Annotated in this window: 28 protein-coding genes and 2 pseudogenes; 18 read left to right on the top strand and 12 right to left on the bottom strand. The window is 62.2% G+C overall.

The window, feature by feature from the left end:
• Window positions 1-4: 4 nt before the first annotated feature.
• The 12 genes and pseudogenes from BA190_RS04145 to BA190_RS35065 form a co-directional block, all read left to right on the top strand.
• Window positions 5-1,279, top strand: a complete 1,275-nt coding sequence (locus BA190_RS04145) for a phage major capsid protein (protein ID WP_068282960.1) — start codon at window positions 5-7, stop codon at window positions 1,277-1,279.
• Between the two features lie 82 nt (window positions 1,280-1,361).
• Window positions 1,362-1,748 carry a hypothetical protein gene (locus tag BA190_RS04140; protein WP_068282954.1) on the top strand — a complete coding sequence of 129 codons (387 nt, stop codon included), beginning with the start codon at window positions 1,362-1,364 and terminating at the stop codon, window positions 1,746-1,748.
• A 100-nt stretch (window positions 1,749-1,848) separates the two neighbouring features.
• Window positions 1,849-2,418 carry a head-tail connector protein gene (locus tag BA190_RS04135; RefSeq protein ID WP_245314536.1) on the top strand — a complete coding sequence of 190 codons (570 nt, stop codon included), beginning with the start codon at window positions 1,849-1,851 and terminating at the stop codon, window positions 2,416-2,418.
• Window positions 2,418-2,765 carry a phage head closure protein gene (locus tag BA190_RS04130; protein ID WP_068282949.1) on the top strand — a complete coding sequence of 116 codons (348 nt, stop codon included), beginning with the start codon at window positions 2,418-2,420 and terminating at the stop codon, window positions 2,763-2,765. Before BA190_RS04135 ends, BA190_RS04130 begins: the two co-directional genes overlap by 1 nt.
• Window positions 2,766-2,870: 105 nt before the next feature.
• A complete protein-coding gene (locus BA190_RS04125; protein WP_068282947.1) occupies window positions 2,871-3,602 on the top strand; it encodes a hypothetical protein in 732 nt (243 codons plus the stop codon).
• Between the two features lies 1 nt (window position 3,603).
• A complete protein-coding gene (locus BA190_RS04120) occupies window positions 3,604-4,128 on the top strand; it encodes a 3TM-type holin (RefSeq protein WP_068282945.1) in 525 nt (174 codons plus the stop codon).
• Window positions 4,121-4,363, top strand: a complete 243-nt coding sequence (locus tag BA190_RS04115) for a hypothetical protein (RefSeq protein WP_068282940.1) — start codon at window positions 4,121-4,123, stop codon at window positions 4,361-4,363. Before BA190_RS04120 ends, BA190_RS04115 begins: the two co-directional genes overlap by 8 nt.
• A gap of 29 nt (window positions 4,364-4,392) precedes the next feature.
• Window positions 4,393-4,674 carry a hypothetical protein gene (locus BA190_RS04110; RefSeq protein ID WP_068282937.1) on the top strand — a complete coding sequence of 94 codons (282 nt, stop codon included), beginning with the start codon at window positions 4,393-4,395 and terminating at the stop codon, window positions 4,672-4,674.
• Window positions 4,675-4,694: 20 nt separating this feature from the next.
• Window positions 4,695-4,982 (top strand): DUF6127 family protein, encoded by a 288-nt coding sequence (locus tag BA190_RS04105; protein WP_068282935.1) that lies wholly within the window; start codon window positions 4,695-4,697, stop codon window positions 4,980-4,982.
• 74 nt (window positions 4,983-5,056) lie between these two features.
• Window positions 5,057-5,731, top strand: a complete 675-nt coding sequence (locus tag BA190_RS04100) for a D-Ala-D-Ala carboxypeptidase family metallohydrolase (protein WP_068282932.1) — start codon at window positions 5,057-5,059, stop codon at window positions 5,729-5,731.
• Window positions 5,728-5,985, top strand: coding sequence for a hypothetical protein (locus tag BA190_RS35070; protein WP_082979438.1), 258 nt, complete (start codon window positions 5,728-5,730; stop codon window positions 5,983-5,985). Before BA190_RS04100 ends, BA190_RS35070 begins: the two co-directional genes overlap by 4 nt.
• Before the next feature lie 322 nt (window positions 5,986-6,307).
• Window positions 6,308-7,086, top strand: a pseudogene (locus BA190_RS35065) (IS5 family transposase); the annotation flags it as partial.
• Window positions 7,087-7,231: 145 nt separating this feature from the next.
• On the opposite strand, the gene BA190_RS04080 reads toward BA190_RS35065, so the two are convergent.
• From BA190_RS04080 to BA190_RS04045, 9 genes and pseudogenes are all read right to left on the bottom strand, one after another.
• Window positions 7,232-9,535, bottom strand: coding sequence for a N,N-dimethylformamidase beta subunit family domain-containing protein (locus BA190_RS04080; protein ID WP_082979437.1), 2,304 nt, complete (start codon window positions 9,533-9,535; stop codon window positions 7,232-7,234).
• A 35-nt stretch (window positions 9,536-9,570) separates the two neighbouring features.
• Complete coding sequence (gene dmfA1 / locus BA190_RS04075; RefSeq protein WP_062563510.1) at window positions 9,571-9,969, bottom strand: N,N-dimethylformamidase subunit alpha; 399 nt, start codon at window positions 9,967-9,969, stop codon at window positions 9,571-9,573.
• Window positions 9,962-11,035 carry a helix-turn-helix transcriptional regulator gene (locus tag BA190_RS04070; RefSeq protein WP_068282924.1) on the bottom strand — a complete coding sequence of 358 codons (1,074 nt, stop codon included), beginning with the start codon at window positions 11,033-11,035 and terminating at the stop codon, window positions 9,962-9,964. Before BA190_RS04070 ends, dmfA1 begins: the two co-directional genes overlap by 8 nt.
• A gap of 237 nt (window positions 11,036-11,272) precedes the next feature.
• A pseudogene (locus BA190_RS04065) lies at window positions 11,273-11,869 on the bottom strand (DDE-type integrase/transposase/recombinase); the annotation flags it as partial.
• Window positions 11,870-12,071: 202 nt separating this feature from the next.
• Entirely contained in the window at window positions 12,072-12,512 is a 441-nt protein-coding gene (locus tag BA190_RS04060) for a hypothetical protein (protein WP_068282923.1), read from the bottom strand.
• 220 nt (window positions 12,513-12,732) lie between these two features.
• Window positions 12,733-13,263 carry a dihydrofolate reductase family protein gene (locus BA190_RS04055; RefSeq protein ID WP_068282920.1) on the bottom strand — a complete coding sequence of 177 codons (531 nt, stop codon included), beginning with the start codon at window positions 13,261-13,263 and terminating at the stop codon, window positions 12,733-12,735.
• Window positions 13,264-13,499: 236 nt separating this feature from the next.
• Window positions 13,500-13,700: a hypothetical protein gene (locus BA190_RS35680; RefSeq protein ID WP_156771352.1), complete on the bottom strand. Its 201-nt coding sequence runs from the start codon at window positions 13,698-13,700 to the stop codon at window positions 13,500-13,502.
• Between the two features lie 194 nt (window positions 13,701-13,894).
• A complete protein-coding gene (locus tag BA190_RS04050) occupies window positions 13,895-14,380 on the bottom strand; it encodes a hypothetical protein (protein WP_068282915.1) in 486 nt (161 codons plus the stop codon).
• Between the two features lie 228 nt (window positions 14,381-14,608).
• Window positions 14,609-15,250, bottom strand: a complete 642-nt coding sequence (locus BA190_RS04045; RefSeq protein WP_068282912.1) for a TetR/AcrR family transcriptional regulator — start codon at window positions 15,248-15,250, stop codon at window positions 14,609-14,611.
• Window positions 15,251-15,362: 112 nt separating this feature from the next.
• Here BA190_RS04045 and BA190_RS04040 point away from each other — a divergent pair, with 112 nt between their 5' ends.
• The 4 genes from BA190_RS04040 (at window position 15,363) to BA190_RS35675 (ending at window position 18,489) form a co-directional block, all read left to right on the top strand.
• Window positions 15,363-16,202: an oxidoreductase gene (locus BA190_RS04040; RefSeq protein WP_068282910.1), complete on the top strand. Its 840-nt coding sequence runs from the start codon at window positions 15,363-15,365 to the stop codon at window positions 16,200-16,202.
• A gap of 210 nt (window positions 16,203-16,412) precedes the next feature.
• A complete protein-coding gene (locus BA190_RS04035) occupies window positions 16,413-17,945 on the top strand; it encodes an FAD-dependent monooxygenase (protein ID WP_068282909.1) in 1,533 nt (510 codons plus the stop codon).
• A gap of 39 nt (window positions 17,946-17,984) precedes the next feature.
• Entirely contained in the window at window positions 17,985-18,266 is a 282-nt protein-coding gene (locus BA190_RS36410; protein ID WP_082979434.1) for a hypothetical protein, read from the top strand.
• Window positions 18,187-18,489 carry a hypothetical protein gene (locus BA190_RS35675; protein ID WP_162275044.1) on the top strand — a complete coding sequence of 101 codons (303 nt, stop codon included), beginning with the start codon at window positions 18,187-18,189 and terminating at the stop codon, window positions 18,487-18,489. The genes BA190_RS36410 and BA190_RS35675 overlap by 80 nt, the downstream gene beginning before the upstream one ends.
• Here BA190_RS35675 and BA190_RS04025 read toward each other — a convergent pair.
• The 3 genes from BA190_RS04025 to BA190_RS04015 all read right to left on the bottom strand — a co-directional run bounded on the left by BA190_RS04025 (window position 18,471) and on the right by BA190_RS04015 (window position 20,399).
• Window positions 18,471-18,797 (bottom strand): hypothetical protein, encoded by a 327-nt coding sequence (locus BA190_RS04025; protein WP_068282901.1) that lies wholly within the window; start codon window positions 18,795-18,797, stop codon window positions 18,471-18,473. The two genes, BA190_RS35675 and BA190_RS04025, sit on opposite strands and share 19 nt — an antisense overlap.
• Before the next feature lie 106 nt (window positions 18,798-18,903).
• A complete protein-coding gene (locus BA190_RS04020) occupies window positions 18,904-19,719 on the bottom strand; it encodes a YggS family pyridoxal phosphate-dependent enzyme (RefSeq protein ID WP_068282898.1) in 816 nt (271 codons plus the stop codon).
• A 44-nt stretch (window positions 19,720-19,763) separates the two neighbouring features.
• Window positions 19,764-20,399, bottom strand: a complete 636-nt coding sequence (locus tag BA190_RS04015) for an FMN-binding negative transcriptional regulator (RefSeq protein WP_068282895.1) — start codon at window positions 20,397-20,399, stop codon at window positions 19,764-19,766.
• A gap of 117 nt (window positions 20,400-20,516) precedes the next feature.
• Here BA190_RS04015 and BA190_RS04010 point away from each other — a divergent pair, with 117 nt between their 5' ends.
• Window positions 20,517-21,974: a PLP-dependent aminotransferase family protein gene (locus BA190_RS04010; RefSeq protein ID WP_068282892.1), complete on the top strand. Its 1,458-nt coding sequence runs from the start codon at window positions 20,517-20,519 to the stop codon at window positions 21,972-21,974.
• A 79-nt stretch (window positions 21,975-22,053) separates the two neighbouring features.
• Complete coding sequence (locus BA190_RS04005) at window positions 22,054-22,779, top strand: bifunctional 2-polyprenyl-6-hydroxyphenol methylase/3-demethylubiquinol 3-O-methyltransferase UbiG (RefSeq protein WP_068282891.1); 726 nt, start codon at window positions 22,054-22,056, stop codon at window positions 22,777-22,779.
• The last annotated feature ends 93 nt before the right edge of the window (window positions 22,780-22,872 follow it).

Here is a 22,872-nt window from a genome sequence, read left to right as displayed (position 1 = left end):
CGTCATGGGTATCGAACTCACCCCGCGTGCGCGCGGGATCCTTGCCGTGCGCGCAGATTCCGGCAATGCCACGAAAATCCTCGCCGAGTTGCAGAAGACCTTCGAGGACTTCAAGCTTGAGCGCGACAAGGAGCTGGCCGACATCAAGGCCGGCATGGCCGACGTGGTGCAGACCGAAAAGGTCGATCGCATCAATGCCGAGATCACCGCCCTGCAAAAGGCGCTCGACGAGACCAACGCCATGCTGGCAGCGGTCAAGGTCGGCGGTGTTGGCGGAGTGGAAGACCCGGACAAGCGCGAACACGCGCAAGCCTTCGACCGCTTCTTCCGTCGCGGCGTCGACAATGGTCTGCGTGATCTCGAGGTCAAGGCCAAGCTGACCACGCAATCCGACCCGGACGGCGGCTATCTGGTGCCGGAAGAAACCGAAGCCGGGATCGATCGTGTTCTCGGCACGGTGTCGACGATCCGCTCGCTGGCCCGCACCATCTCCATCTCGACCAGCACCTACAAGAAGCTGGTCAATATAGGTGGCGCGACTTCCGGCTGGGTGGGTGAGGAACAGGATCGTCCTGGCACGGCCACGCCGACGCTGCGGGAGATCGCCATCAATACCGGCGAGATCTACGCCATGCCGGGCGCCACGCAGACCTCGCTCGACGATGCCCGCATCGATCTGGCGGCTTGGCTGGCCGACGAGGTGTCGATCGAGTTCGCCGAGCAGGAAGGTGCTGCCTTTGCCAATGGCGATGGCATCAACAAGCCACGCGGCATTCTCGCCTACGACAAGGTGGCGAATGCTTCCCATGTGTGGGGAAAGATCGGCTTCGTCGCCTCCGGCAAGGCGGACGGCTTCCTGGCTGCGACCGCTTCGATCAGCCCGGCCGATTGCCTGATCGATCTCTACTATGCGCTCAAGTCCGGTTACCGGAACGGGGCGTCGTGGCTGATGTCGGATGCGACCATGAACACGGTACGCAAGTTCAAGGATGCGGAAGGCGCCTATATCTGGGCACCACCGTCAGGAGCAGCGGAAGTTGCCACCATTCTTGGCAAGCCGGTCTACACCGACGACAACATGCCGGCGGCCGAGGCGGACAAGTTCCCCGTCGCCTTCGGCGACTTCAGCCGCTCCTACCTGATCGTCGACCGCATCGGCATCCGGGTGCTGCGAGATCCGTTCACCTCCAAGCCGAACGTCTTGTTCTACACGACCAAGCGTGTCGGCGGCGGCGTGGTCAACTTCGAGGCGCTCAAGCTTCTTAAGATCAGCACCTGATCGAACTGGCGGGCGGCCACCATCCTTCCGAAGGACGCTCGCCTGTCTCTGCACCATTCCATTCATCGAAAGGACTTCTGTCATGAAGGACGGTATCTCCGGCCTCGGCCTCGTTGCATCGCTTGCTCCCGCCGTGGTCACCGCCACCACCAAGGGCAGCCATGCCGATCTGCAGGGCTTCAACTCCGCAACCCTGATCATCAACACCGGCGCGATTGCCGGTGACGGCCTTTTCGTCATCGCCATCCAGGAATCGGACACCACCACGGATGGCGATTTTGTCGATGTGGCGGCCAGCGACCTGCTGGGCACGCTTCCTGCCGCGCTCGAGGCCAACACGGCCTACAAGCAGGGCTATAAGGGTACGAAGCGCTATATCCGCGCCGTCATCACCAAGACCTCCGGCACCTCGATTGCCGCCGGTGCGGTCTTTGCGCTCCGCCATCCCCACGACGCGCCGATCGTCTGATCCGCCAGGGCGGCCAGACGACCGGCAACGCTGACCCTCTGGCCGCCAATCGGTCGTCCGAAGGCTGGTCGCTTCTTTTTTATTATATGGACCTGAAAACGTGCTAGCACCCGTCCGCACAGTAGCGCCCGCGACCATGCCGGTGTCGCTGGCCGAGGCCAAGGCCCATCTGCGTGTGGATCATGATGATCAGGACGATCTGATCACCGCCCAGATCAAGGCGGCGACGGCATGGCTCGATGGTTATGCCGGCATTCTCGGTCGGGCGCTGATCACACAGACTTGGCGGCAGGATTTTGCCGGCTTTGCCGATCGCTTGCCGCTGCCGGTCTCGCCGGTGATCGCGGTCGTCAGCGTCAGCTACTTCGATGCCGGCAATGTGCAGCAGGTGCTCGATCCGGGCCTCTATGCCCTGCATGCCGATGCCTGCGGTGCCTATGTCACCCGGCGGTCAGGCCAATCCTGGCCGGCCGCCTTCCGTCGCGCGGATGCCGTCTCGATCATCTTCACCGCCGGCTATGGCGCGGCGGCCGACGTGCCGGAGCCCATCCGCCAGGCCCTCCTGCTCATCGTCCAGCGCCTGTTCGATGGCGCCGACACCAGCATCGATGCCGCCATCGAGCGCACCGTCCATGCCCTGATCGCACCCTACCGCAAAAGCCTGATCTGATGGCCAGGATCACCGCCAATGCCCTGCGCGACCGCGTCAGCCTCGAAAAGCGCGAGGAAGTCGATGACGGCTACGGCAACACCTACGGCCAGTGGGTGCCACAGTTCGAGCGCGATGCCTGCATCCTTCCATCGAAAGGCGGCGAGACCGTCATTGCCGCGCGCCTGCAAAGCGTCCAACCGGCGCTGATCATCGTGCGTTACGATGTCGAGACCGCAACCATCAACGCCGCCTGGCGGCTGATCGAAATCCGCTCCGGCACAATCTACAATATTCGCACATCCGCCGACATGGAGCGGCGTCGCCGCTTCATCACCATGCTGTGCGAATCGGGGGTGGCGACCTGATCGCCAGCACTGCCCGTCGACATCTCCTCCGTCTGCGCGGTTGAAGCGCTGGCCGTGAATGGTGACGTCGCCCAGCCCGGAACATCGCATACAGGGAGAAAGACCATGGACCGTTCGCGTTTCTACGCGGCGCTGCGGCGTCGTGATTCCGGCGTCTTTGGCACATCGCTCACGCAAGCGCAGGTGGATCGGCTGGAAGCGATCCTGACGCGGCTCGACGCAAAGCGCATCGAACTGGCGCAGGCCGCCTACATTCTCGGCACTGCCTATCACGAGAGCGACCGTTTCCGTACCATGGAGGAATACGCCTCCGGCGCAGCCTATGAGGGGCGCGCGACATTGGGCAACACGCAGCCGGGCGATGGGGTTCGGTTCAAGGGACGTGGCTTCGTCCAGATCACCGGCCGGCGCAACTATACCGACTGGGCCAATCGCCTTGGCGTCGATCTCGTCGGCAATCCGGCACTGGCTGCCCGGATCGATCATGCGACCACGATCCTGATCGACGGCATGATGCTCGGCACCTTCACCGGCAGGAAACTACCAGACTACGTTTCCGGCACGAAGAAGGACTATGTCGGCGCGCGACGGGTGGTGAATGGGACGGATCGGGCGGCGATGATCGCCAACCATGCGCGCGCGTTCGAGAAGGCGCTGGCTGGTGCCGGCTACGATGCCGCCACGTCGCGGTCGCCGAGCGCGCCGACACCGACGCCGGAGCCGGCACCCGTCGATATCGTACCCGGCGCCGGAAGGCGCGACCTGCCGGCTGCTGTGATCCTCGTCTTCATCATCCTGATGCTGATCGTGGCTGCCGCGTCCATATTTGGAGGCTGATATGAGCGCCCTTGCATCCATCCTGCTCGGGGCGGCAAGTGAGCTTGCCGTGCCCGTCATCAAGAAGACTCTTGGCGACAGGCTCGGCGGCGCAGGCGGCGAAATCGCCGGCAAGGTGATCGACGTCATTGCTGAAAAGGCTGGCGTATCTCCTGACGGATTGCCCGACATGCCGGTAGATGAGCTGCAGAACGCCATCGTCGCCGCCGAGCCGGATGCCGCCGACATCCTCATGCACCATGTCGAAAGCCAGCGCATGATGAACGAGACGCTGAAAGCCGAACTCGACAAGGGCGGCCCGACATGGACCTGGGGCTGGCGACCGGGCTGGATGTGGCTGCTCGCCTTCGTCTGGCTCTACGCATTGATCCTGCGCCCGCTCGCCAATGCCGCCTTCGGCGCTGCAATCGAGGCCGTCGATCTCACCATCCTCATGACGCTCACCGGCGTGTTCACCGGCCTCTACATGGGCGGTCACACTGCCAAGAGCATCATGTCCGGATTGAGGAGGCATCCTGATGACTGACCAGGCACCGAAACGCTTCGAGGACCTGCCCGAGGAAACGAAAGCCTTCCTGGTTGCCCTGCGCCCCGACGAGGTGAAGACGCTCGATGACGGCATTCGCCTGGTCCGCTCGATCAGCACCGTGTCCGCATTCGTCAAATGGATCATCGTCGGCATTCTCGGCATTGCCGTCGGCATCGCCATGTTCGGCGAGAGCATCGCCAAGATCGTTAAATGGTTCCAGTCGTCAGGGTGATTTGGACTGGAGAATGGCGGAGGCCATGCTTGCTGCCGACGCCTACCTCCTCGGCCACGCTGCTATACAAGATCAATTCCAGCACCACGGCGCGCATGCGCGGGCGGCTGGTGCTGAACGGCTCGACCGAAATCCGAGGATCGTTCGGCGAGATCTCGGGTGATCATGTTTCCGAGGCGACCGTGCTCTGGCTGCAGACCATGGTGCCGCTCAGCGCGGGCGATACCGTCGAGCTGCAGGGCACGTTCCGCGTGGCGGATGGGTATTTTGCCGCCGATCACACGAGCTTCTGGGGCTGCAAGGTCGGCTGAGCGGTGGAAGGAGGATCCCGATGACACCACCCCGATCCGACGGCTTCGTCCGCATGCCCGACGCCGAATTCGAGGCGATCCTGACCCGGGCCGCAGAGGAAGGCGCGAAGCGCGCGCTCGCCGATGTCGGTCTCGACGGCGACGAGGCCGCGCTCGACATCCGCGATCTCCGCTCGCTCGTCGACTGCATCCGCCTGGTGCGCCGCACCGCCATGCAGACGGCCGTCCGCATGATCACAACCGGCGTCATGCTGGCGCTGCTCGCGGGCATCGCCATCAAGCTCAAGATCTTCGGCGGCAGCCCGTAGCCGCGCCCCATCCCCATTCATCAGTTCGCAATCACCCGCCCTCGAGGCGGGTTTTTTTCGTTTCGGAGAACCCCATGACCACGACCTTCTACGACCACTGGCGCGACGTCCCCGTGAGCAGCTGGCGCTGGCCCAACTTCTCGCCAGCCGAGATCGCCTGCCGGGGCACTGGCAAGCTGCTGGTCAACGAAGCGGCGCTCGACAAGCTGCAGGCGTTGCGTGACCGGCTGGGCAAGCCGCTGATCGTCCGTTCCGGCTATCGCAGCCCGGAGCACAACCGGGCCGTGGGCGGTGCCACCCGATCGAGGCATCTAGATGGCGCCGCCTTCGACATCGCCATGGCGAACCACGACCCGGTGGCTTTCGAGGCCGCGGCGCGCGAGGTCGGGTTCCTTGGGTTCGGCTTCTACCCGCGATCGGGCTTCATCCATGTCGACCTCGGCCCCGCACGCCAGTGGGGCGAGCGGTTCCCGGTCCGGGCGACCGCATTTGCAGCCGAGACTCCGCCCGTACGCGAAGTGCTGGCCGACAGCCGCACCATGAAGGGCGGTGGCGCGGCCGGAGTTGCGACACTGGGCGCCGCGGGTGTCGAATTGGCGCAGAGCGTCCTGGCGGAGACCCAGTCCGCAATACTGCCGCTGGTGCCGTATCTCGATACGCTCCGCTGGGTGTTCATCGCCGTGGCGCTCGTTGGCATCGCGGTTACGATCTACTCCCGCCTCGACGACTGGCACCGGGGGCGGCGGTGATCGGCGCACTCCTCACCGGGATCGCAGCCAGCCCTTGGGGGCGGGCGGCGCTGCGCTACGGCGCCATCGCGCTCGCCGTGCTCCTGTTCCTCCTTGCGCTTCGGCGGTTCGGCGAGCGAGCGGGACGCCTCGCCGAACGCCTTGAGACCACGGAGAAGGCAAATGATGTCCATCGCCAGATGCTGGAAGCGGCGGCTCGCCGCCCTCGCGATCGTAACGAGCTTGCTCAGCGGCTGCGCGACGGTTCGTTCTGAGAACGGGAGGCTGGCGACATGCCCGCCCGTGGTCGATTATGGCAGGGAGTTCCAGGCGCGGGCGGCCGAGGAGCTGGCCCTGCTGCCACAGGGATCTGCGCTCGCTGAGATGTTGAGCGACTACGCTGTCATGCGCAACCAGGCGCGGGCTTGCAGATGACAACGGACCGCCTGACTTCCTCAGTCGTTCCCGCGTCTCGCTCGCAGAGCCGAAGCAGGCGCGACCAAGGTCAGTCCCGACAGAGATTCAGAACGCGTCTAGGACCTGTTGACAAAAAGGATTCCCTTGGTGTGCTGAACGTGATTCAAGCTGGTATCTGCGATGGAGACCAGCATGGCACGAGACCTGATGTCGGACGAGGAGTGGCGGTTCTTCGAGGGGTTCGTCCGGGGAGTGCGTGCCCCTAACGGGCGGAAGCCGGCCAACCATCGCCTTGTTCTGGACGGTATTTTCTGGATCGCGCGGACAGGCTCGCCGTGGCGCGATCTGCCAGCGGAGTTCGGGAGGTGGTCCTCCGTCTACCGCCAGTTCCGCCGCTGGACGCTCGCGGGGCTGTGGGCGCAGATCATGGAGGCGCTGAACGACAGCAGGGTGGTCCCCGACGCCCTCCAGATGATCGACAGCACCGTGGTCCGCGCCCATCATCAGGCAGCGGGCGCAAAAGGGGGACTCCGCGGCAGGGTTTCGGCCGTTCTCGCGGTGGCTTCACGACCAAGATCCACCTCCGCGTCAATACGCATGGCCTGCCCATGAGGGCGGATATCACGCCAGGCCAGACCTCCGACTATCTCGGCTTCGACCTGGTCATGGCGGACGACCTGCCTCTCCCGGCGGTCATGCTCGCCGACAGGGGCTATGACTCTGACCACGTTCGCAAAACCATCGAGGCACGCAATGTGCTGCCGGTCATTCCAATGCGCAAGTCACGCAAGATGCGGGTCGGCGTCGATCGCAGCCTCTACCGCCTGCGCAACCTCCTCGAGCGGTGCTTCAACAAGCTCAAGAACGCCCGTCGCGTTGCCACCCGTTGCGACAAGACCGCCGAGAGCTTCCTTGGCTTCATCGACATCACGTCGATCCGCCTTTGGGTCCGTCATTTGTATGCGATTGCCCTGAGGTTTCCGGAGGTGTCCAGCTTTCAAACCTGCCGAAAAACAACTTCGCTTGTGCAAGGCGAACCGGAGGGGGGAACGGCAGCCCGAGCGCACGGCGGATATCGTGAGAATATCCGCCGCTCGGCTCTGGTCAGACCCGCGGCGCCGGCTCATCCTTGATGAACTGGTTCAGCACGTTCTTGGTCATCTTCGAGACGTTGTTATCGTAATCATTCCAGGACAGGCTGCCCAGCCAGGAAATGGACGATGTCGCGAACATGCCGCCACCATTTGCGGTCGAGAAGTAGGTGATGTCGGCACGGACGAAAGGATGTTCGCCACCATTCATCCCCGGATGCGGAAATGCCTTGTCATCCGGGATGACCGTATAGACGACGCTGTGCTCGACCGAGCTTGCAAGCAGCAAGGTATTCGGCGGCGTACCCAGAGCAAGATCGTAGCGATCCAGCTCATATCCGCCGGCACCACCTCCGACGAGGCCGCCATCGCCGATCCGCTCTTCAGGATCGATCCCCTCCATGATCCAGGCGACGCGCTCGTCTTGGCTGTCGGGCATCTGAACGAAATAACCCGAATGATCGAAACCGAAACTGCTCATTCCGGTGCCCCAGATCTTCTGGGTCGCGCGGGCGCGTCCACGGAAACGACCGCCGCGCCGTCCATTGGTGCTGTAGTGATATTCGCCGGGCGGCGCTTCCCAAGCGGTCACGCCCAGTTCCTTGCGGACCTCCATGACCCAGGGCTTTTCCGGATGAACTTCCACAATCCAGTACATCCCGTTCGCGGCCAGATACATGCCGCGCCCGCCGTCGGCCAGATAATCCTCCCACGCATCGGCATTGGCCCAAGTCTGATATTCGGGATGCGAGCCGGTCAGCACAACCTTATAGCGGCGCAGCAATTCCGCGCCCTGATCGTTCAGATCATGTTCCGTGGCGACGTCGTACTCGAAACCGTTATGGTTCAGCCAGTCGATCAAGTGTAGATCGGCGGGAAGCTCCCAGATCGAGCCGAAACCCTGACGATGTTTCGGGCGAAGGTTCATGATCGGGCGCCGCCATGAGGTGTATTGCACGCCGCGACCGTCGATATGACCATCATAGGTTGACAGCCCGTAATAGCTCAGGTTCTTGTGCAACTCGACGTCGTTTTCGTTCAGAACCGGCGTATGGCCGGCGACGGCCTGTCCGATATCCGCCTTGTGCATGATCTGCTCATTGGCATAGGCGAGATAGCTCAGCGTGCTGGCAATGACGAGGATCGGCGCCGTGGCGGTTCCGCGCGGCGGAAGAACGAAGAACGGAATGTAATCCTCGGTGTCCTCGTAACGGATCTTCACCGCGTAGAAATCGCTTTTCAGGCCCTCTGGAACGGTGAACTCGAAATCCTTTTCCCAGCGGCAGTCGTCCAGGCAGTCCTCGTGAAACCAGAGCGCGCCATACTGCTCGGGGCAGTGGATGAAGTTCTCCTCATGCCCGTCCCAGTTCCACCCGGTCGAGCCGCGATCGGGCTGATTCATGCAGCGGCCGTGATGCCCGTTTCCCGAGGCATCGACGACGTGATCGGTGGGAATCCCGTTCAGCCCGATCCCAGCAGAAAAATCCCAATGGGCAAGGCGGGAAATAGGCCTCACGATCTCGCCCCTGGACAGCTTTTCCGCATCGTCTTGGCCCAGCGCGCAGCCATAGATCTTGGGGGCATCGACCTTGCCGTTGTAATGGGCGATGCACCAGGTCCGGCCGTCCTGCGCGGCTGCCTCGCCGAGCCCGGCAATCAGCAGCGAGGTTTCGGAATCGGCAGCCTTTACAGTGGCATCGGCAGAGACGGCACAATCCGAATCGAGCGGGACGACAAGCCCGAAGCGGCTGTTTGTCCGGTTCACGACGGATTTCTGATACAGCCGAAGCTGTTTCTTTTCGGGATCATAAACACCGGTGATCGAATACCAGATCTGCTGAAACAGCGGGCGATCACTGACGACACTGGAGGTCGCACCGCTGCCGTCGCCAATCGTAAACACGACGCGGCCGTCCTCGATCGCGAGGTTCCACCCCGACTGGCGCTCGTCGTTCCATCGCGACGCAATCCCCTGACGGCCACGGCTCGGCGTTGTGGACCAGAGGAACAGATGAACGGAGAACGCACCATCGGGCTGCAGCGCGGCGTCGGGATCAGCGACCTCGACATAGCTTCCGAACTGGGTGCGCTGAAAGCGGGCGGGATACTGCCCTTCCAGATCGGATTTGATCGCTTCCTCCTTGTAACCCGGACCCGCCGGATTGCTGTCGCCATGGATCAGCCGGACCAGCTCGGCATCGAATGTCCCCCTGGTTTCGTTGGCGCTGACGTAAAAGCGGATCGTTTCTCCAGTGGCGACGCTGGGGCGGTCACAATATCCGCGAATGGCAATGTCTTTCATGTCTTCGTCTTTCATGTCTTCTCGCTGTGTGAATTCGTGCTGAGAAATGACTATGCAAGCTCTGCGCGCACATCTTCGATGCGGCGCAGGAACACGGCGTGCATGGCCTCTTCTTCGGTCTTGAATCGCTCATCACCCAACTCCGGCAGCTCGCCGAACTCCCTGATCGTGGCGATCCGATAGGCGTCCCATTCCCTTTCGGAATAGATGTAGTATTTTCCGAAGGTCGGTTGCATGCGGAAATAGTTGTGCACTCGCTGAAGATAGGGGCTGGGGTGCTTCCTGTAGCCGAACGGGTTCGCGGCATGCTCCTCGACGATTTCGGGGTGTTCATCAATGATGTCAATGATCTCCTTTCGCCGCCGCTCGTCATAGAACGCGTACCAGTCGGCGCTCCTGTCACGATAGTTCGACGGATCCCGGACGCAGGATTCGCTGGCTTCAGTCATCTTCTCCTCCCTTTTTGTGGCATTGTGCCGAATTGAAATGTGCGACAAGGTAATCTAGGTTGATCAGGCCGGAGCTCGCGGCGATATATGCAAGCTCGATCCGGTTTCTGGCGAAGGTTTTTTCTAGTATATTTTCGATATGCCGATCGACGGTCCGTGCAGATATTGTCAGAATGTCCGCAATCTGGGTGCGCGTCATGCCGATAGCAGAGAGTGAGCAGACCTCGGCCTGCCTGATGGTCAATCCGAAGGGTAGGGACGCGGGGACGTGGCTTACAAGCCAGCCGCCATGGCAGATATTGAAATCGACGCGATGCACGATATCTCCGCATAGGCACCAGCAGGCGCTGGGCAGACGCACGCCGATGACATGCAGGCGGTCGATGTTGCCGTATTTTCTGACGGCAATATTGGACAATTCGTGGATCCTGCCGGAGATACATGCCTCATGCCTGTGGGGGCGCTGAGTGTTTCCCGTGTTGTCGATGAAGAAGGAGCAGGCATATTCCTCCAGCCCTTCGATCAGCGATTTCGGCGTTTTCCAATTGTCGACCAGCGCAGACAGCACGGGCGAAATGTCATCAATGATCCTCAGGAACCCGACGGATGGCTGGCCGGGATCTTCACTGCTGGTATGCAGGTTGCCAACATATCTGTTCGATCGGCTCTTCAGATAGCTGGTCGACCCACCCCTGTAGCCGGCCGGGTTCCAGAAGTTGCGCGCGGAAATGCTGCGGGAGTAATCAAAATTGGTTGTTTCCCAGCTGAAGAACGACTGGTTGGTGCGCAGGATCCACAGATAGGCCGGATCGACGCGCATGTATGAATTGTCCAAGTAGGCGACGGTTTCCCGGGAATATCCGTTCGAAAATATCGAGTTGTGCTTGCGGGTCAGCGGGTCGTAGATCGAGAGCGACATCGCGGCCAGCGGCGCCAGAGAGTTCAGCTCCTCTGCGACCATCAAAATCCTGTTGGCTCGGGACAGGTCTTCCGACATGATTGAGATGATATTCGAGACGGCCCGGCGCTGTGCGGATGTCGCGTAATGCGAACTGTCAGTCTGCATGCTTACCTCCGCTGTTGTTGCTGAGAACGCCAAACATATCATCTTGCTTGCATGCTATAGAGGCGGCAGACTCGCGTCATGAGTAAATCTACCCATGGGCACCTCGAATTTTGACGGCTCCAGGTCGCGCGAAGCAGGCTCAGGGGCTTGAGACATCATCAGCCTGAAGGCCATGGCCAGGCTCTGTTGCACCAATCGGGTGACGGTCGGACCTCCCCTTTCCCCGGACAGACCTATCTAAGTGTCACATCCCGCGTGATTATACGGCCGCTTCTTGAACAGCTCTGGTCTTTCACGATGCCAACTCTTGAGCGCATCGATGGGGGTTCGACCCTTGAGGACGGACTGCGGCAACTGGCCGTTGTAGAGCCGGACATAGCGCAGGATGGTCTGCTCGAGATCCTTCCCGCTGCGGAAGCGGTGGCTCTGCAGGATGTCCTCGATCCGGCCGTTGAACCGCTCGACCATGCCGTTGGTCTGCGGCCGCATCGGCGGCGCCAGGCGGTGTTCGATGCCGAGATCGGCGCAGAGTCGGTCGAACTCGTGGTTGCCGGTGGCGGCGCGACGGCGCAGGCCAAAGAGCCGGTCTGTAAACTCCTTGCCGTTGTCCGTGAGAATCCGGGTGATCCGCATGGGCGCGGCGCGGTCCAGATCGCGGAGGAAACGACGGGCATTGGCAGCCGTCTTCGCCGGGTAGACGCGCACGAAGACCCAGCGGGTCGCCCGGTCGATGGCCACGAACAGATACTGCCGCCGGTCCTCGTCGGCCATCTGGGGCAGGTATTTGATGTCGATATGCAGATAGCCGGGCTCGTAGGCCTTGAAGGTGCCGTGCGCGGGCTTGGGTTGCAGCGTCACGAAACCTCGGCGCATCGAGAGTTTGATCGTCACATCGAGACCTTCTGGCTAATAAAATCAAAGGCTTGAGGTAGAGAAGGTTGTCTTTCAGACCCATCCCCTCCGCCATTTATTTTCTTCGTCCAAGCGATTGATGTTTCGGTGTCGGAAGCCGGGCCGGCCGCCGACACCGCAGCCCTTACTTCATCGAGATCGCAAGGCCGGTGACATCGGCGTTGACCTGCAGGCCGACCTGCCGGCCTTGGAGCTCGAGCCGGGCGCCCTTTCCGTTGGTCATGACGATCACCTGCGCGCCCCTGCCGACGGCGCCGCCGCCGCCCGCCGCGCCATAGACCCCCGTCGCGTCTCGGACGCGATAAATATTGCGCACCCGGCCTTGGAAATAGGTCTTGGAAGCCCCGAAAGCCAGGCCGCCCGAGATGCCGCCGATGGAGATGGGATAGCGGCGACCATGGAAGGTCAGGGTGCCCTCGCCTCCGGAGCCACCCACGAAGAAGGCAGCCTTGTAGACGTAAAAGCGGATCGTACCGCTGTCGGCCTGCGCGGAACTGGCGAGACCGATGCCCGCCGTGGCGATAACCGCGGCCACGATTGTACGAAATCTGGGCGAAATATTCATGATGCAAGTCTTTCAAAATTGCCGGTCACCCGGCTGAAGGGCATGTGAGCGTCATGCCGAAGCTAGAGCTAAACAGTCTTACCCGCCGTTGGTTCCAGGCCTGCCGGCTGGAATGGCTGTCTCCCAGACATGGTCAGACAGGCCGGCGACGCGGCGATGACGGCCTGTGATCCGATGCTGGCCTGCAGCATCGACGCAATCTTCCCGGCCGGTTGCGTGATCAGGCCGGCACATAGGTCAACCGGATCACATCCGTGCCGATCAACTCGCTGGCTACAAGGCGCAGCGCCGGTCGGGAGCCGGCAAAGAACGGCTTGCCGCGACCAAGCACGACTGGGTGAAAATAGAGGCGATATTCATCGATGAGGCCAAGATCGGTCAGGCTTTGCGCCAACTCTGGTCCTGAAACCGAAATCTCTCCGACGACCTCACTCTTCAGCCGGCCTATCACCGCTGCGACGTCATCCGCGACCAGCGTGGCGTTAGGGCCGACCGATTTCAACGAACGCGATACGACCCATTTCGGTTGTTCCCGCCACGCCACCGCGAAATCGCGAAGCTCCGGGGTCCATTCAGGATGATCTTCATCCCAATAGCGCATGACCTCGTACATGCGGCGGCCATAGACGCTGCCCGCCAGCCCGCGCACATGCTCTACCCAGTGACGAAAGAGTATGGGATCCGGTGCAAATTCCTGGTGGTCGACATAGCCATCCAGGGACAGATTCATTCCAAAGACGATCCTCGCCATGCCGCCAAGTCTCCAGCCCAAATCTCTTGGAATATTTTGACGTGCTGCCGGATATGGCAATCAAATTCACTGATTACCGGGGCCAAGCCTGGAATAGACCTGCAAAGTGAGCGACAGCGAAGCCGCGAACGGTGAGAAGTTTCGCTCGGGTAGCCGGGTTTCGCGATCCCAGTTGCCGCCCCTCCGGCCTGCGGGCCAGAGGGGTCCTGTTTGCGTCAGGCGCTTCGCAAGCGCTCTTATCGGCAAACGCGCCGTGTCACCCACACCGGCCGGCCATGCTTGAAGGTCTTGGTCTTGACGACCTTGCACACCGGGCGATGGTGATGCCGGTCAAAACCCGGATGCCGCCAGTCATGCCGGGGCGCCGCCGAGGCAGCAAGAGTTGTCCCGCCAAGTGCCGCAATGGAAAGGACGACGGCGCAAATAAGCTTTTTCATAATATTCTCCTAGAAAAGCCGCCCCCAGCTATGGGGAGCAAACTAGCGAGACAAAAATGAACGGTTTCTGAAAAATGATAGTATCGGTCACGGCATGACGAGCGCTGTGGAATGATGGTTAATGGGTGCGTCGGCGGCAGGTCCTAGCCCTGCCGGGCTGCATGCCGGCGATTGCCGTCACGCCGGCGAGGCTGTCATGCCACAACCCTCCCCTGTCGGCGGAGATAGACGATCTGGGCCGTCAGGCCGACGATGAGCAGGACGAGAAGGCTGCCCTGAGCCCCGAGGAGGAGTGGCGACTTCAAGTCGGTGACGAGGGGATGGCCGTCCGGCACACGGCGCAAGGTCTCGGTGACCGTCGGCACCATCAGCAGGAAGACGGTCAGGCTCAGGCAGATCGTCTCGATGAAGCGCTTGGTACGTTCCAGCCCCGGAAGCCGCCCAACGCCATAGCCTGCGACCAGCAACATGATGGTCGCCGCACCGATGACATAGCTCACCGGCTGATGCGCAACGAGAAATGCCGTTGCGGCACCGATGACCATCGAGATGAAATAGATGATGCCGGATGTCGAGCCAGGTACAATCCGCCCGTGGCGAATAAGCATGTAAAGCGCCAGCGGAATGGCGGGCAAGCTGCCGAGTGTATGCACCCAACCGATCGGAGAGATTCCAAACATCTCAGTCTCCTTGTTCTTCCAACTAGAAGGTAGTCGAGCAGGCAAACTCAACCCACACCTTCAAAGTTGAGCCGGACCGATCGAGGGGAGCCCTCAGTCGATTTTCCGATCTTTACGGGGATGAAAAATGCTTCATTCCGTCCGCTAAGTGAGGCACTCTCTATCTACCTTCTGATAGGATGGCTGTCAAGTCACTCGCCTGATGGGCCGGGCATCGTCCCACGGCCCCTAGAAGCGCCTGATCTGCTCGATCAGGTCGGTGCGACGCGACGGGCTGGCGAAGCCGAGAAGAAGCGTGGAAGCGCCAACCCGGAAAGCGCTATCAAGATCCTCATCTTGAAGTTCGCCCGCGATCCAGAACGAGACGCAACCCCGGAAATTGAAGGCAAGCTGGTCTGCCAGCACAGCCTCGGCGAACGTCTTCGTCTCGACGGCAATGCCAGCGAAGTCCCCCAATGCCAGCGACCAAAGCTCTCGTGAGTTCTGCCGCACCGGACCGGGCTCGGAAGTGGCGATGCCGAGCGATCCCACCACCGCCTTATGGACGTCCGGCTTCTCCAGCAGGAGAGCGACGCTGATCCGCCCCATTGCCAACACATGGTCGATCGCGTCACCGGCGGGGGCCTCGTCGCGGAATTGCGCCGCCATCCGCTGGATCAGGCGGGCCGAGAGCGCCTGCATGATCGCATTCTTGCTGCCGAAATGATTGAACGGTGTCGCGAACCCCACGCCCGCCTCGGCCGCCAGTGCCCGCATCGAGAAGTCGGCTGTTTCGCCCCTCTCGAGCAACCGCTCGGCCGCATCGAGCACGACCTCGCGGGCAAGCTGTCTGTTCCTTTCCCTAAGGGGTTGCCGCTCCGTTCCAGCCATGGCCGTTTCAATTCCTTGTTTCGAACATCACTTGAAAATCTATATCATGATATATAATTAAGGTCACGATATAATATGGCGAGCCAGATGGCGCGCTGCAAAAGGAGCTCCCATGAGCAACAACAAGACCTTTCTCATTACGGGCGTCAGTTCGGGGCTGGGCAAAGCCTTTGCCGAAGGCGCGCTCGCAGCCGGGCACCACGTGATCGGCACGGTCCGCACTGGGGACGCGGCACAGGCATTCACGACGCTTGCACCAGGCCGCGCGCATGCCATGCTCCTCGATGTCACGAATTTTGATGCCGTCCCGAAGGCCGTTGCCCAGGCGCAGGAAGAGGCTGGTGCCATCGACGTCCTCGTCAACAACGCCGGCTACGGTCATGAGGGAATCCTGGAGGAATCGTCGCTGGAGGAGATGCGCCGCCAGTTCGATGCCAATGTGTTCGGCGCGGTCGCGATGATCAAGGCGGTGTTGCCGGGCATGCGGGCGCGGCATTCCGGCCATATCGTCAATGTCACCTCCATGGGTGGCTTCATCACCATGCCGGGCATTACCTATTATTGCGGCAGCAAGTTTGCCCTCGAAGGCATCTCCGAAGCGCTCGGCAAGGAAGTGAAGCCGTTCGGCATCCATGTGACGGCGTTGGCGCCGGGCCAGTTTCGCACCGACTGGGCCGGGCGTTCGATGGTTCGCTCCGAGCGCAGTCTTGCCGATTATGATGCGGTGATGGATCCGATCCGTGCTGCCCGGCAGGCAAAAAGCGGCAATCAGCCGGGTGATCCCGCCAAGGCGGCACAGGCCCTGCTTAAGCTGGTCTCGACCCCGAACCCACCAGTCCGGCTCTATCTCGGGGCCGACGCGCTCAAGCTCGTCCAAGACAAGATCGATGCGATGAAGGCGGAGATAGCGGTCTGGGAAGAGGTCTCCCGTTCGACCGATTTCACCGAGTGAGCCTGATTGTAGAGGCTGTTGCTGCGCTGACGGGAAGAAGACGCCCGCTCAGCGCCGCGCGGATTCCCTGCCTGAATCCGCAGGCGGCCTGTCCGAGTCCGGCGAATGCCGCTCCCTTCCACTCCTGATATAGGGCGCCCCCCCCTCTTGCTTCAAGACGCCGGTCATCGCGTAGAAAACGGGCTTCAACCGTGATTCATGAGGTGGCAGATGTCTTTGTCCGGGCATGACGTGCTCATCGCCGGAGGGGGACCGACCGGCTTGATGCTGGCGGGTGAACTGGCCCTGGCGGGTATCGATATCGCCATTGTCGAGCGACGCCTGAACCAGGATGTCGAGGGATCTCGCGCAGGCGGATTGCATCCGCGGTCGATCGAGGTGCTGGACCAGCGCGGCATCGCCGATCGCTTTATCTCACAGGGCGAAAAACACCGGGTCGTGCCGTTTGCCGGAACCGTTCTGGATGCCAGCGACCGTTCGACCCGTCACAACTACACGCTCGCGCTCTGGCAGGCCAAGATCGAGCGCATTCTCGCCGACTGGATTTCCGAGTTGGCGGTGCCGATCTATCGCGGCTGTGAGGTAACGGGCTTCACGCAGGACGACACCGGCGTCACCATTGGCTTGAACGATGGCCGGATGATGCGCGCGCAATATCTTGCAGGCTGCGACGGCGGTCGCAGCCTTGTCCGCAAGATGGCGGGGATAGACTTCCCCGGATGGGACCCCGATGTCAGCTACCTGATTTTCGAGGCCGACATGACGGACGAGCCGGCCTTGGGCATGCGCCATGGCGCAAGGGGCGTCTATGCCCTTGGCCGGCTGGAGGACGGTAGACGCGTCCGCGGCGTCGTGACGGAACAACGTCTCGAACGGGGCAGCAAACCCACGGTCGATGACCTTCGCGGAACGCTCATCGCCACCTATGGATCGGATTTCGGCGTCGACAATGTCACTTGGCTGTCGAGGTTCACCGATGCTGCGCGACAGGCTGCCTCCTATCGACAGGGACGGGTGTTGCTGGCCGGGGACGCCGCCCATGTGCACTCTCCCGTTGGCGGACAGGGCCTCAATATCGGCCTGCAGGATGCGGTCAATCTGGGGTGGAAACTGGCACAGGTGGCCAAGGGCATCTCGCCGGACGACCTGCTCGACACCTACCATGCCGAACGGCATCCGGTGGGAGCGGCCCTGCTGGAGCACACCCTGGCACTCACGGCACTCAATCGCGGCGATGAGCGCACGAAGGCCTTGCGCAAGATGATGGCGCCGGCGATGCAAATGGATGCCCCGCGCATCTGGTATTGCGCCATGATGTCTGGCCTCGACATTCACTACGACCTCGGTGAGGGGCATCCGCTGCTCGGCCGCCGCATGCCCGATCTCGACCTGGTCGGTGCCGACGGGCCAGTGCGGCTCTTCGATCTCCTGCACGACGCCCGGCCCGTGCTGCTCAATCTCGGGGAACCCGGCAGCCTCGACATTCGGGGATGGGCGGATCGCATCGCGTTGGTCGAGGCGAAATTCGAGGGGATATGCGAGCTTCCGGTGATCGGCGCGATCCAGTCTCCAAGCGCCGTGCTGATCCGACCCGACGGGCATGTGGCCTGGGTTGGGGACCGAAGTGCGGTGGGCCTCGAGGCTGCGCTTGGCGCCTGGTTCGGCAAGTCCGCCGCGGTAGTAGGAGCGAGGCGATCGGATCCGGATAATGAAATTCATTCAGCATCCATTCATATTACGTAACGGAATGTCAGTGCCGTCAAATCCGATTGGAGATTTTCAATGAAAAAGCTTCTTCTCGCTGCCCTTATTGCCGTCGGCGCGTTGTCGGCCAGCGTCGCACCATCATCCGCTCTCGCACCGGTTCATCTGGGCATTTCCGCCGCAACGCAGGCCGAGCAGGTCGGCTGGCATGGCTGGGGGAAGCATGGCTGGCGCCGGCACCATGACAATGGCCTGCATCGCGGCTGGAGGCGCGGTCGCCATGAAGGCTGGCGTCGGTATGGCGGACGGCACGGGCATGACGGCTGGCGCAGGCATGGCGGCCGGCATCACCGTTGGTGATCGTCTGCGCGCGGCAAATATTGCGAATCAAGATACCCGACAAAAAAGCCCGACGCTTCTTGCGCCGGGCGAGTTCTATTGGGGTACTATCGTCAGCCGACCTCTCCTAATGTCGTGGCCGTTGACTGATGCGAGTGTGTCGACGGCCTGTGACTTCGGCGTGATTCCGAAGGCTCGCTGCGGCGGGTCGTCGATCACCTGGTTCTATCGTACCGTCCTGTAAAAGGTCGTGGCGCCGAGCCTTGCGCTCTGGTCGCTGACCTCGCTCACGGCCTGCCCTTGCAGCAACCAGATCAGCCCCATCACGTCATAACGCACAAGCGGCGCGGTCGGGTGCAGGCCGAAAAGGTCATCGGCGCTCCAGCCGAGTTCGGCCACCTGGTCGCCCCAATCGGTCAGGAACTCGATCGCATCATGCTTGGCCTGCTGCCAGCGTTTGGCGTCGGCAATCGGGTTGGTTTTCTGGAGCTTGGCCAATTCTTCAGCAAAGGGCCCCACATAGGTTTGGGCGATGGCGAGCGCTGCAGGCATGTTCGAACTCCGTCTTGAGATAGACGGATTCACGCTCCGAACGGTGTAGATTCGGTTGCCTGATCATTCCCGCCGAAAACCGGCGCTCACTTTTCGACGCGACGCCTTAGCCTGGCGCGAAGCCGGGCCAATAATGCCCGTCTGGCGTCGGGCGCTTGCCGAAGATGGCCTGGCCGACGCGAACCACGTCGGCCCCCTCCTCGATCGCGGCTTCGAAATCGCCGGACATGCCCATGGAGAGCTCGGTCAAGGTGGCATTGCGCTTCACCGCCTGGTCGCGCAGGGCGCGCAGCAGGCGAAAGCAGGGGCGCACGCGGGCCATGTCGTCGCTGAACAGGGCCAATGTCATCAGCCCGCGGGGACGCAGGCGCGCAAAGCCGTCGAGCCGATCAACGAAATCGAGCAGCGCATCGGGATGCAGGCCGAATTTGCTCTCCTCTCCCGAGGTATTGACCTGGACATAGACGTCGAGGAAGCGATCCTCGATGGCCAGGCGCTTGTCCAGCATCTCGGCGACCCGCAGGCTGTCGAGGGCGTGAAACTCGCGGGCAAAGCGGGCGAGATATTTCACCTTGTTGGTCTGCAGATGCCCGACGATGCTCCAGGCGATCGGCAGGTCGGCGAGGTCATCGCGTTTGCCCTGCGCCTCCTGGATCTTGTTTTCCCCGAAGTCGCGGATGCCGGCTGCAAAGGCGAGCCGCAAAATGTGGGCCGGCACGGTCTTGGTGATGGGAAGAAGGCGCACGGCGGCCGGTTGCCGGGCGGCGCGCTGGCTGGTCGCCTCGATCCTGTGTTGCACGGCAGCAAGATTGGCGGCGAAACTCGTCTGCGGATCGGGGCCGAAACGGGCAATGTCCTGCTCGTCGAGAGCGGTCGTCTCTGCGGCTGTGACAACCGGCTCATGCCTGTCGGTGGCTTCCATGTGGTGTTCGTTCATTTCAAGCATCCGGCCTGGTATCAAGCCGCCTATCGGATGGAATCGAGGGGGATGAGCGAAGCGATCCGGCGATCGACGGGATCGGGGCTGTCGGCGAGCGCACGTGCTACGCCGACCCGGTCGGCGGCCGGCCGGTTCTGGCTCAGCTTGCGCTTGCCCTCCAGGCGACGGATGGCCAGGCGCACCCCAACGATGCCGCGCAATTGGGCTTGGACGAACGCCGGTGGCGCATCGTCGACCTGCCAAGGCGTGGCCATCGCCCCCTCATGGAGATTGGTGAGGCGGGTGACGGCATCGAGCAGGCGCGCGGGATCTTCGAAAAACTCCACCGGCCCATAGGCGTGGACGGCTTCGTAGTTCCAGGTCGGCACGACCTTGTGATGTTCCTGCTTGGCGGCATACCAGCTGGGCGAGACATAGGCGTCGGCCCCCATGAAGATGGCCATGGCGTCGCCGATCGGCTCGGCCTGCCATTGCGGATTGGCCCGGGCAAGGTGGCCGTAGAGGGTGCCGTGCTCTCCCTCGTCCGGATCGAAGAACAAGGGCAAGGGTGTGCCGATCGGGCCGGCCGTGGTTGCTGTCACCAGAGTGCTCAGCCGCGTATCCTGCATCAGTTGCAGCAGGATGGCCGGATCGTCTTCGCGGAAGGCGGGCGGTATGTACATCGCAAGAACTCGCAGGAACTCGGTTCGTTAAAACTCGACTTGGTTTCCCGTCAGGATAGGAGCAAACTGGCTCAACAAGAACGTCCAGTTTGTGTATTTTTTACTAGGCCAGTTATCATGCCGCAAAACCGACAGGCGCGAGGTCCGGGGGCCAGGCAAATCTATGACGTGCTGCGGGCTCAGATCCTGGCAGGAACCTACGGTGATGATGGTGCTCTGCCCTCCTCCCGCGCCTTGGCATCCGAACTCAGCGTGGCCCGCGCAACCGTCACCTCGGCCTATGAGCAGTTATCGGCGGAAGGTTTCATTCGCAGCCGCCAGGGCGCCAGGCCGAAAGTGACCGCCGTTCTCGACCGCACGCCGCAGATGTCGCCGGCACCGGCGGTCCCGGTTCCCCTCCCCCTGTCGCGCTATGGCGAACGCCTGGCCGTGCAGCCGGCCTTTCTCCCTCCCTCAGCGCGGCCGGCCATCGATTTTCGCTACGGTGACCTCGCGGTGTCGGACTTTCCCACTCCGATCTGGCGACGCGCCATATTGGGAGCGCTTGCGCAGAGACCGGATCGCCTTTCCTATGGTCATCCGGCCGGTTCCCGCCGGTTGAGGCGCGCCTTGCAGGGCTATCTCTGGCGGGCACGTGCGCTGCGCTGCGAGACCGAACAGATCATCATCGTCAACGGATCCCAGCAGGGATTGGATCTGTGCAGCCGTCTCCTGCTCGATCCCGGCGATGGTGCGATCGTGGAAGATCCCTGCTATCGGATGGCTCGGGACATTTTCGCGGCGGCCGGTGCCAGGATCGTGCCGATTGCGGCTGACCAGGACGGGCTGGACACCTCGCGGCTCGACGACGTCGATGCGCGGCTCGCCTATGTCACGCCCTCCCATCAATTTCCCCTCGGCAGCGTGCTGTCGATCGCCAGGCGCCACCGCCTGCTCGCCTGGGCCCAGGAGCGCGACGCCTACCTGATCGAAGACGACTACGACAGCGAGTATCGCTATGACATCAATCCGGTGCCCCCGCTTCATGGCCTGGGTAACGGCCGGAATGTCCTCTATCTCGGCACGGTTTCGAAGACCATGTCGCCAACCCTGCGCATCGGCTATCTGGTGGTCCCCTCCAGCCTCGCCGGCATTTTCACGCACGCCAAGCAGATCATGGACAGGCACAGCCCGGCCTTGGAGCAGGAAACCCTCGCCACCCTTCTGGAGAGTGGAGCCTATGAACGCCATATCCGGCGCATTCGCCGGCGTATGGCCGAACGCCGCGACACCCTGCTCGAGGGGCTGCGGCAGCGTTTCGGCGACAGGCTTGCCGTCGAGGGAGCCAAGGCGGGCCTTCACATCATCGCATGGTTCCGCCATATTCCGGCGGCCCACGAGGGGGAACTGATCCGAAAAGCCAACCAGGTCGGCCTCGGTCTCCACCCTCTGTCGCCGCTCTATGCGGCGGGCAGCGCGACCAAGCCCGACAGGGTCGGCCTGGTGATGGGCTATGGCAGCCTGGATGTGCGGCAGATCAGGCGAGGCGTCGAATTGCTGGCCGATTGCGTGGCAGAGGTCGAGAGCCGCAACTGAAGCCGTTTTACCATCGGCCTCTTTTGCAGTTGGACCGGCGCGGGGCCATCTGCGGAGAACATCGAAGGAAGAGACGGGGATGGCTCAGAATATTTACGACCGTCAGGAATTCTTCGACGGATACCGCCAATTGCCGCGCTCCGTCCACGGCCTGGCGGGAGCGCCGGAATGGCCGGACATTCGAGCCTTGATCCCCCATCTCGGCGGCAAGCGCGTGGTCGATCTCGGCTGCGGATTCGGTTGGTTCAGCCGGTGGGCGCTCGATCATGGGGCGGCGAGCACGCTTGGCTTGGACCTCTCCGAGAACATGCTCGCGCGGGCCCGGGACATGACGGCGAGTTCCAAGGCGGACTATCGGATCGCCGACCTCGAAACCCTCGAACTGCCGGAGGCTGGTTTCGATTTCGCCTATAGTTCGCTGGCTTTCCACTATGTTGCAGATTTCGGCCGCCTGGCCAGAGTTATCCATGATGCGTTACGCCCGCGCTCCGGCTTCGTCTTCTCCATCGAGCACCCGATCTTCATGGCTCCGAGCCATCCAGGCTGGCAGGACGGGGACGGCCGGAAGATCTGGCCGCTTGATCGTTATTCGGCGGAGGGCGAGCGCACCACTGACTGGCTGGCCAAGGGCGTTGTCAAATATCATCGCACCCTCGGGACGACCCTGAACACCCTGATCGACGTCGGCTTCGCGATCCGGCGCGTGGTGGAATGGAGCCCGACGGAAGAACAGGTGGCAGAGCACTCCACGCTTGCGGAAGAGCGCGATCGGCCGATGATGGTGATCATATCCGCCGGGCGCTGAGCCGGTTCCGGGGAAACCATCTGCGGTTTTCCGGGCCTTGCCGGCCTCTTCACGAGCGGCTCACGCCTCGATGTTATCACGCGATTGCAAAAT

Source organism: Labrys sp. WJW (assembly GCF_001676615.1).
Classification (GTDB): Bacteria; Pseudomonadota; Alphaproteobacteria; order Rhizobiales; family Labraceae; genus Labrys; species Labrys sedimenti.
Note: the sequence above shows the minus strand (reverse complement) of the source record. Positions and strands in the feature narration are given on the sequence as shown.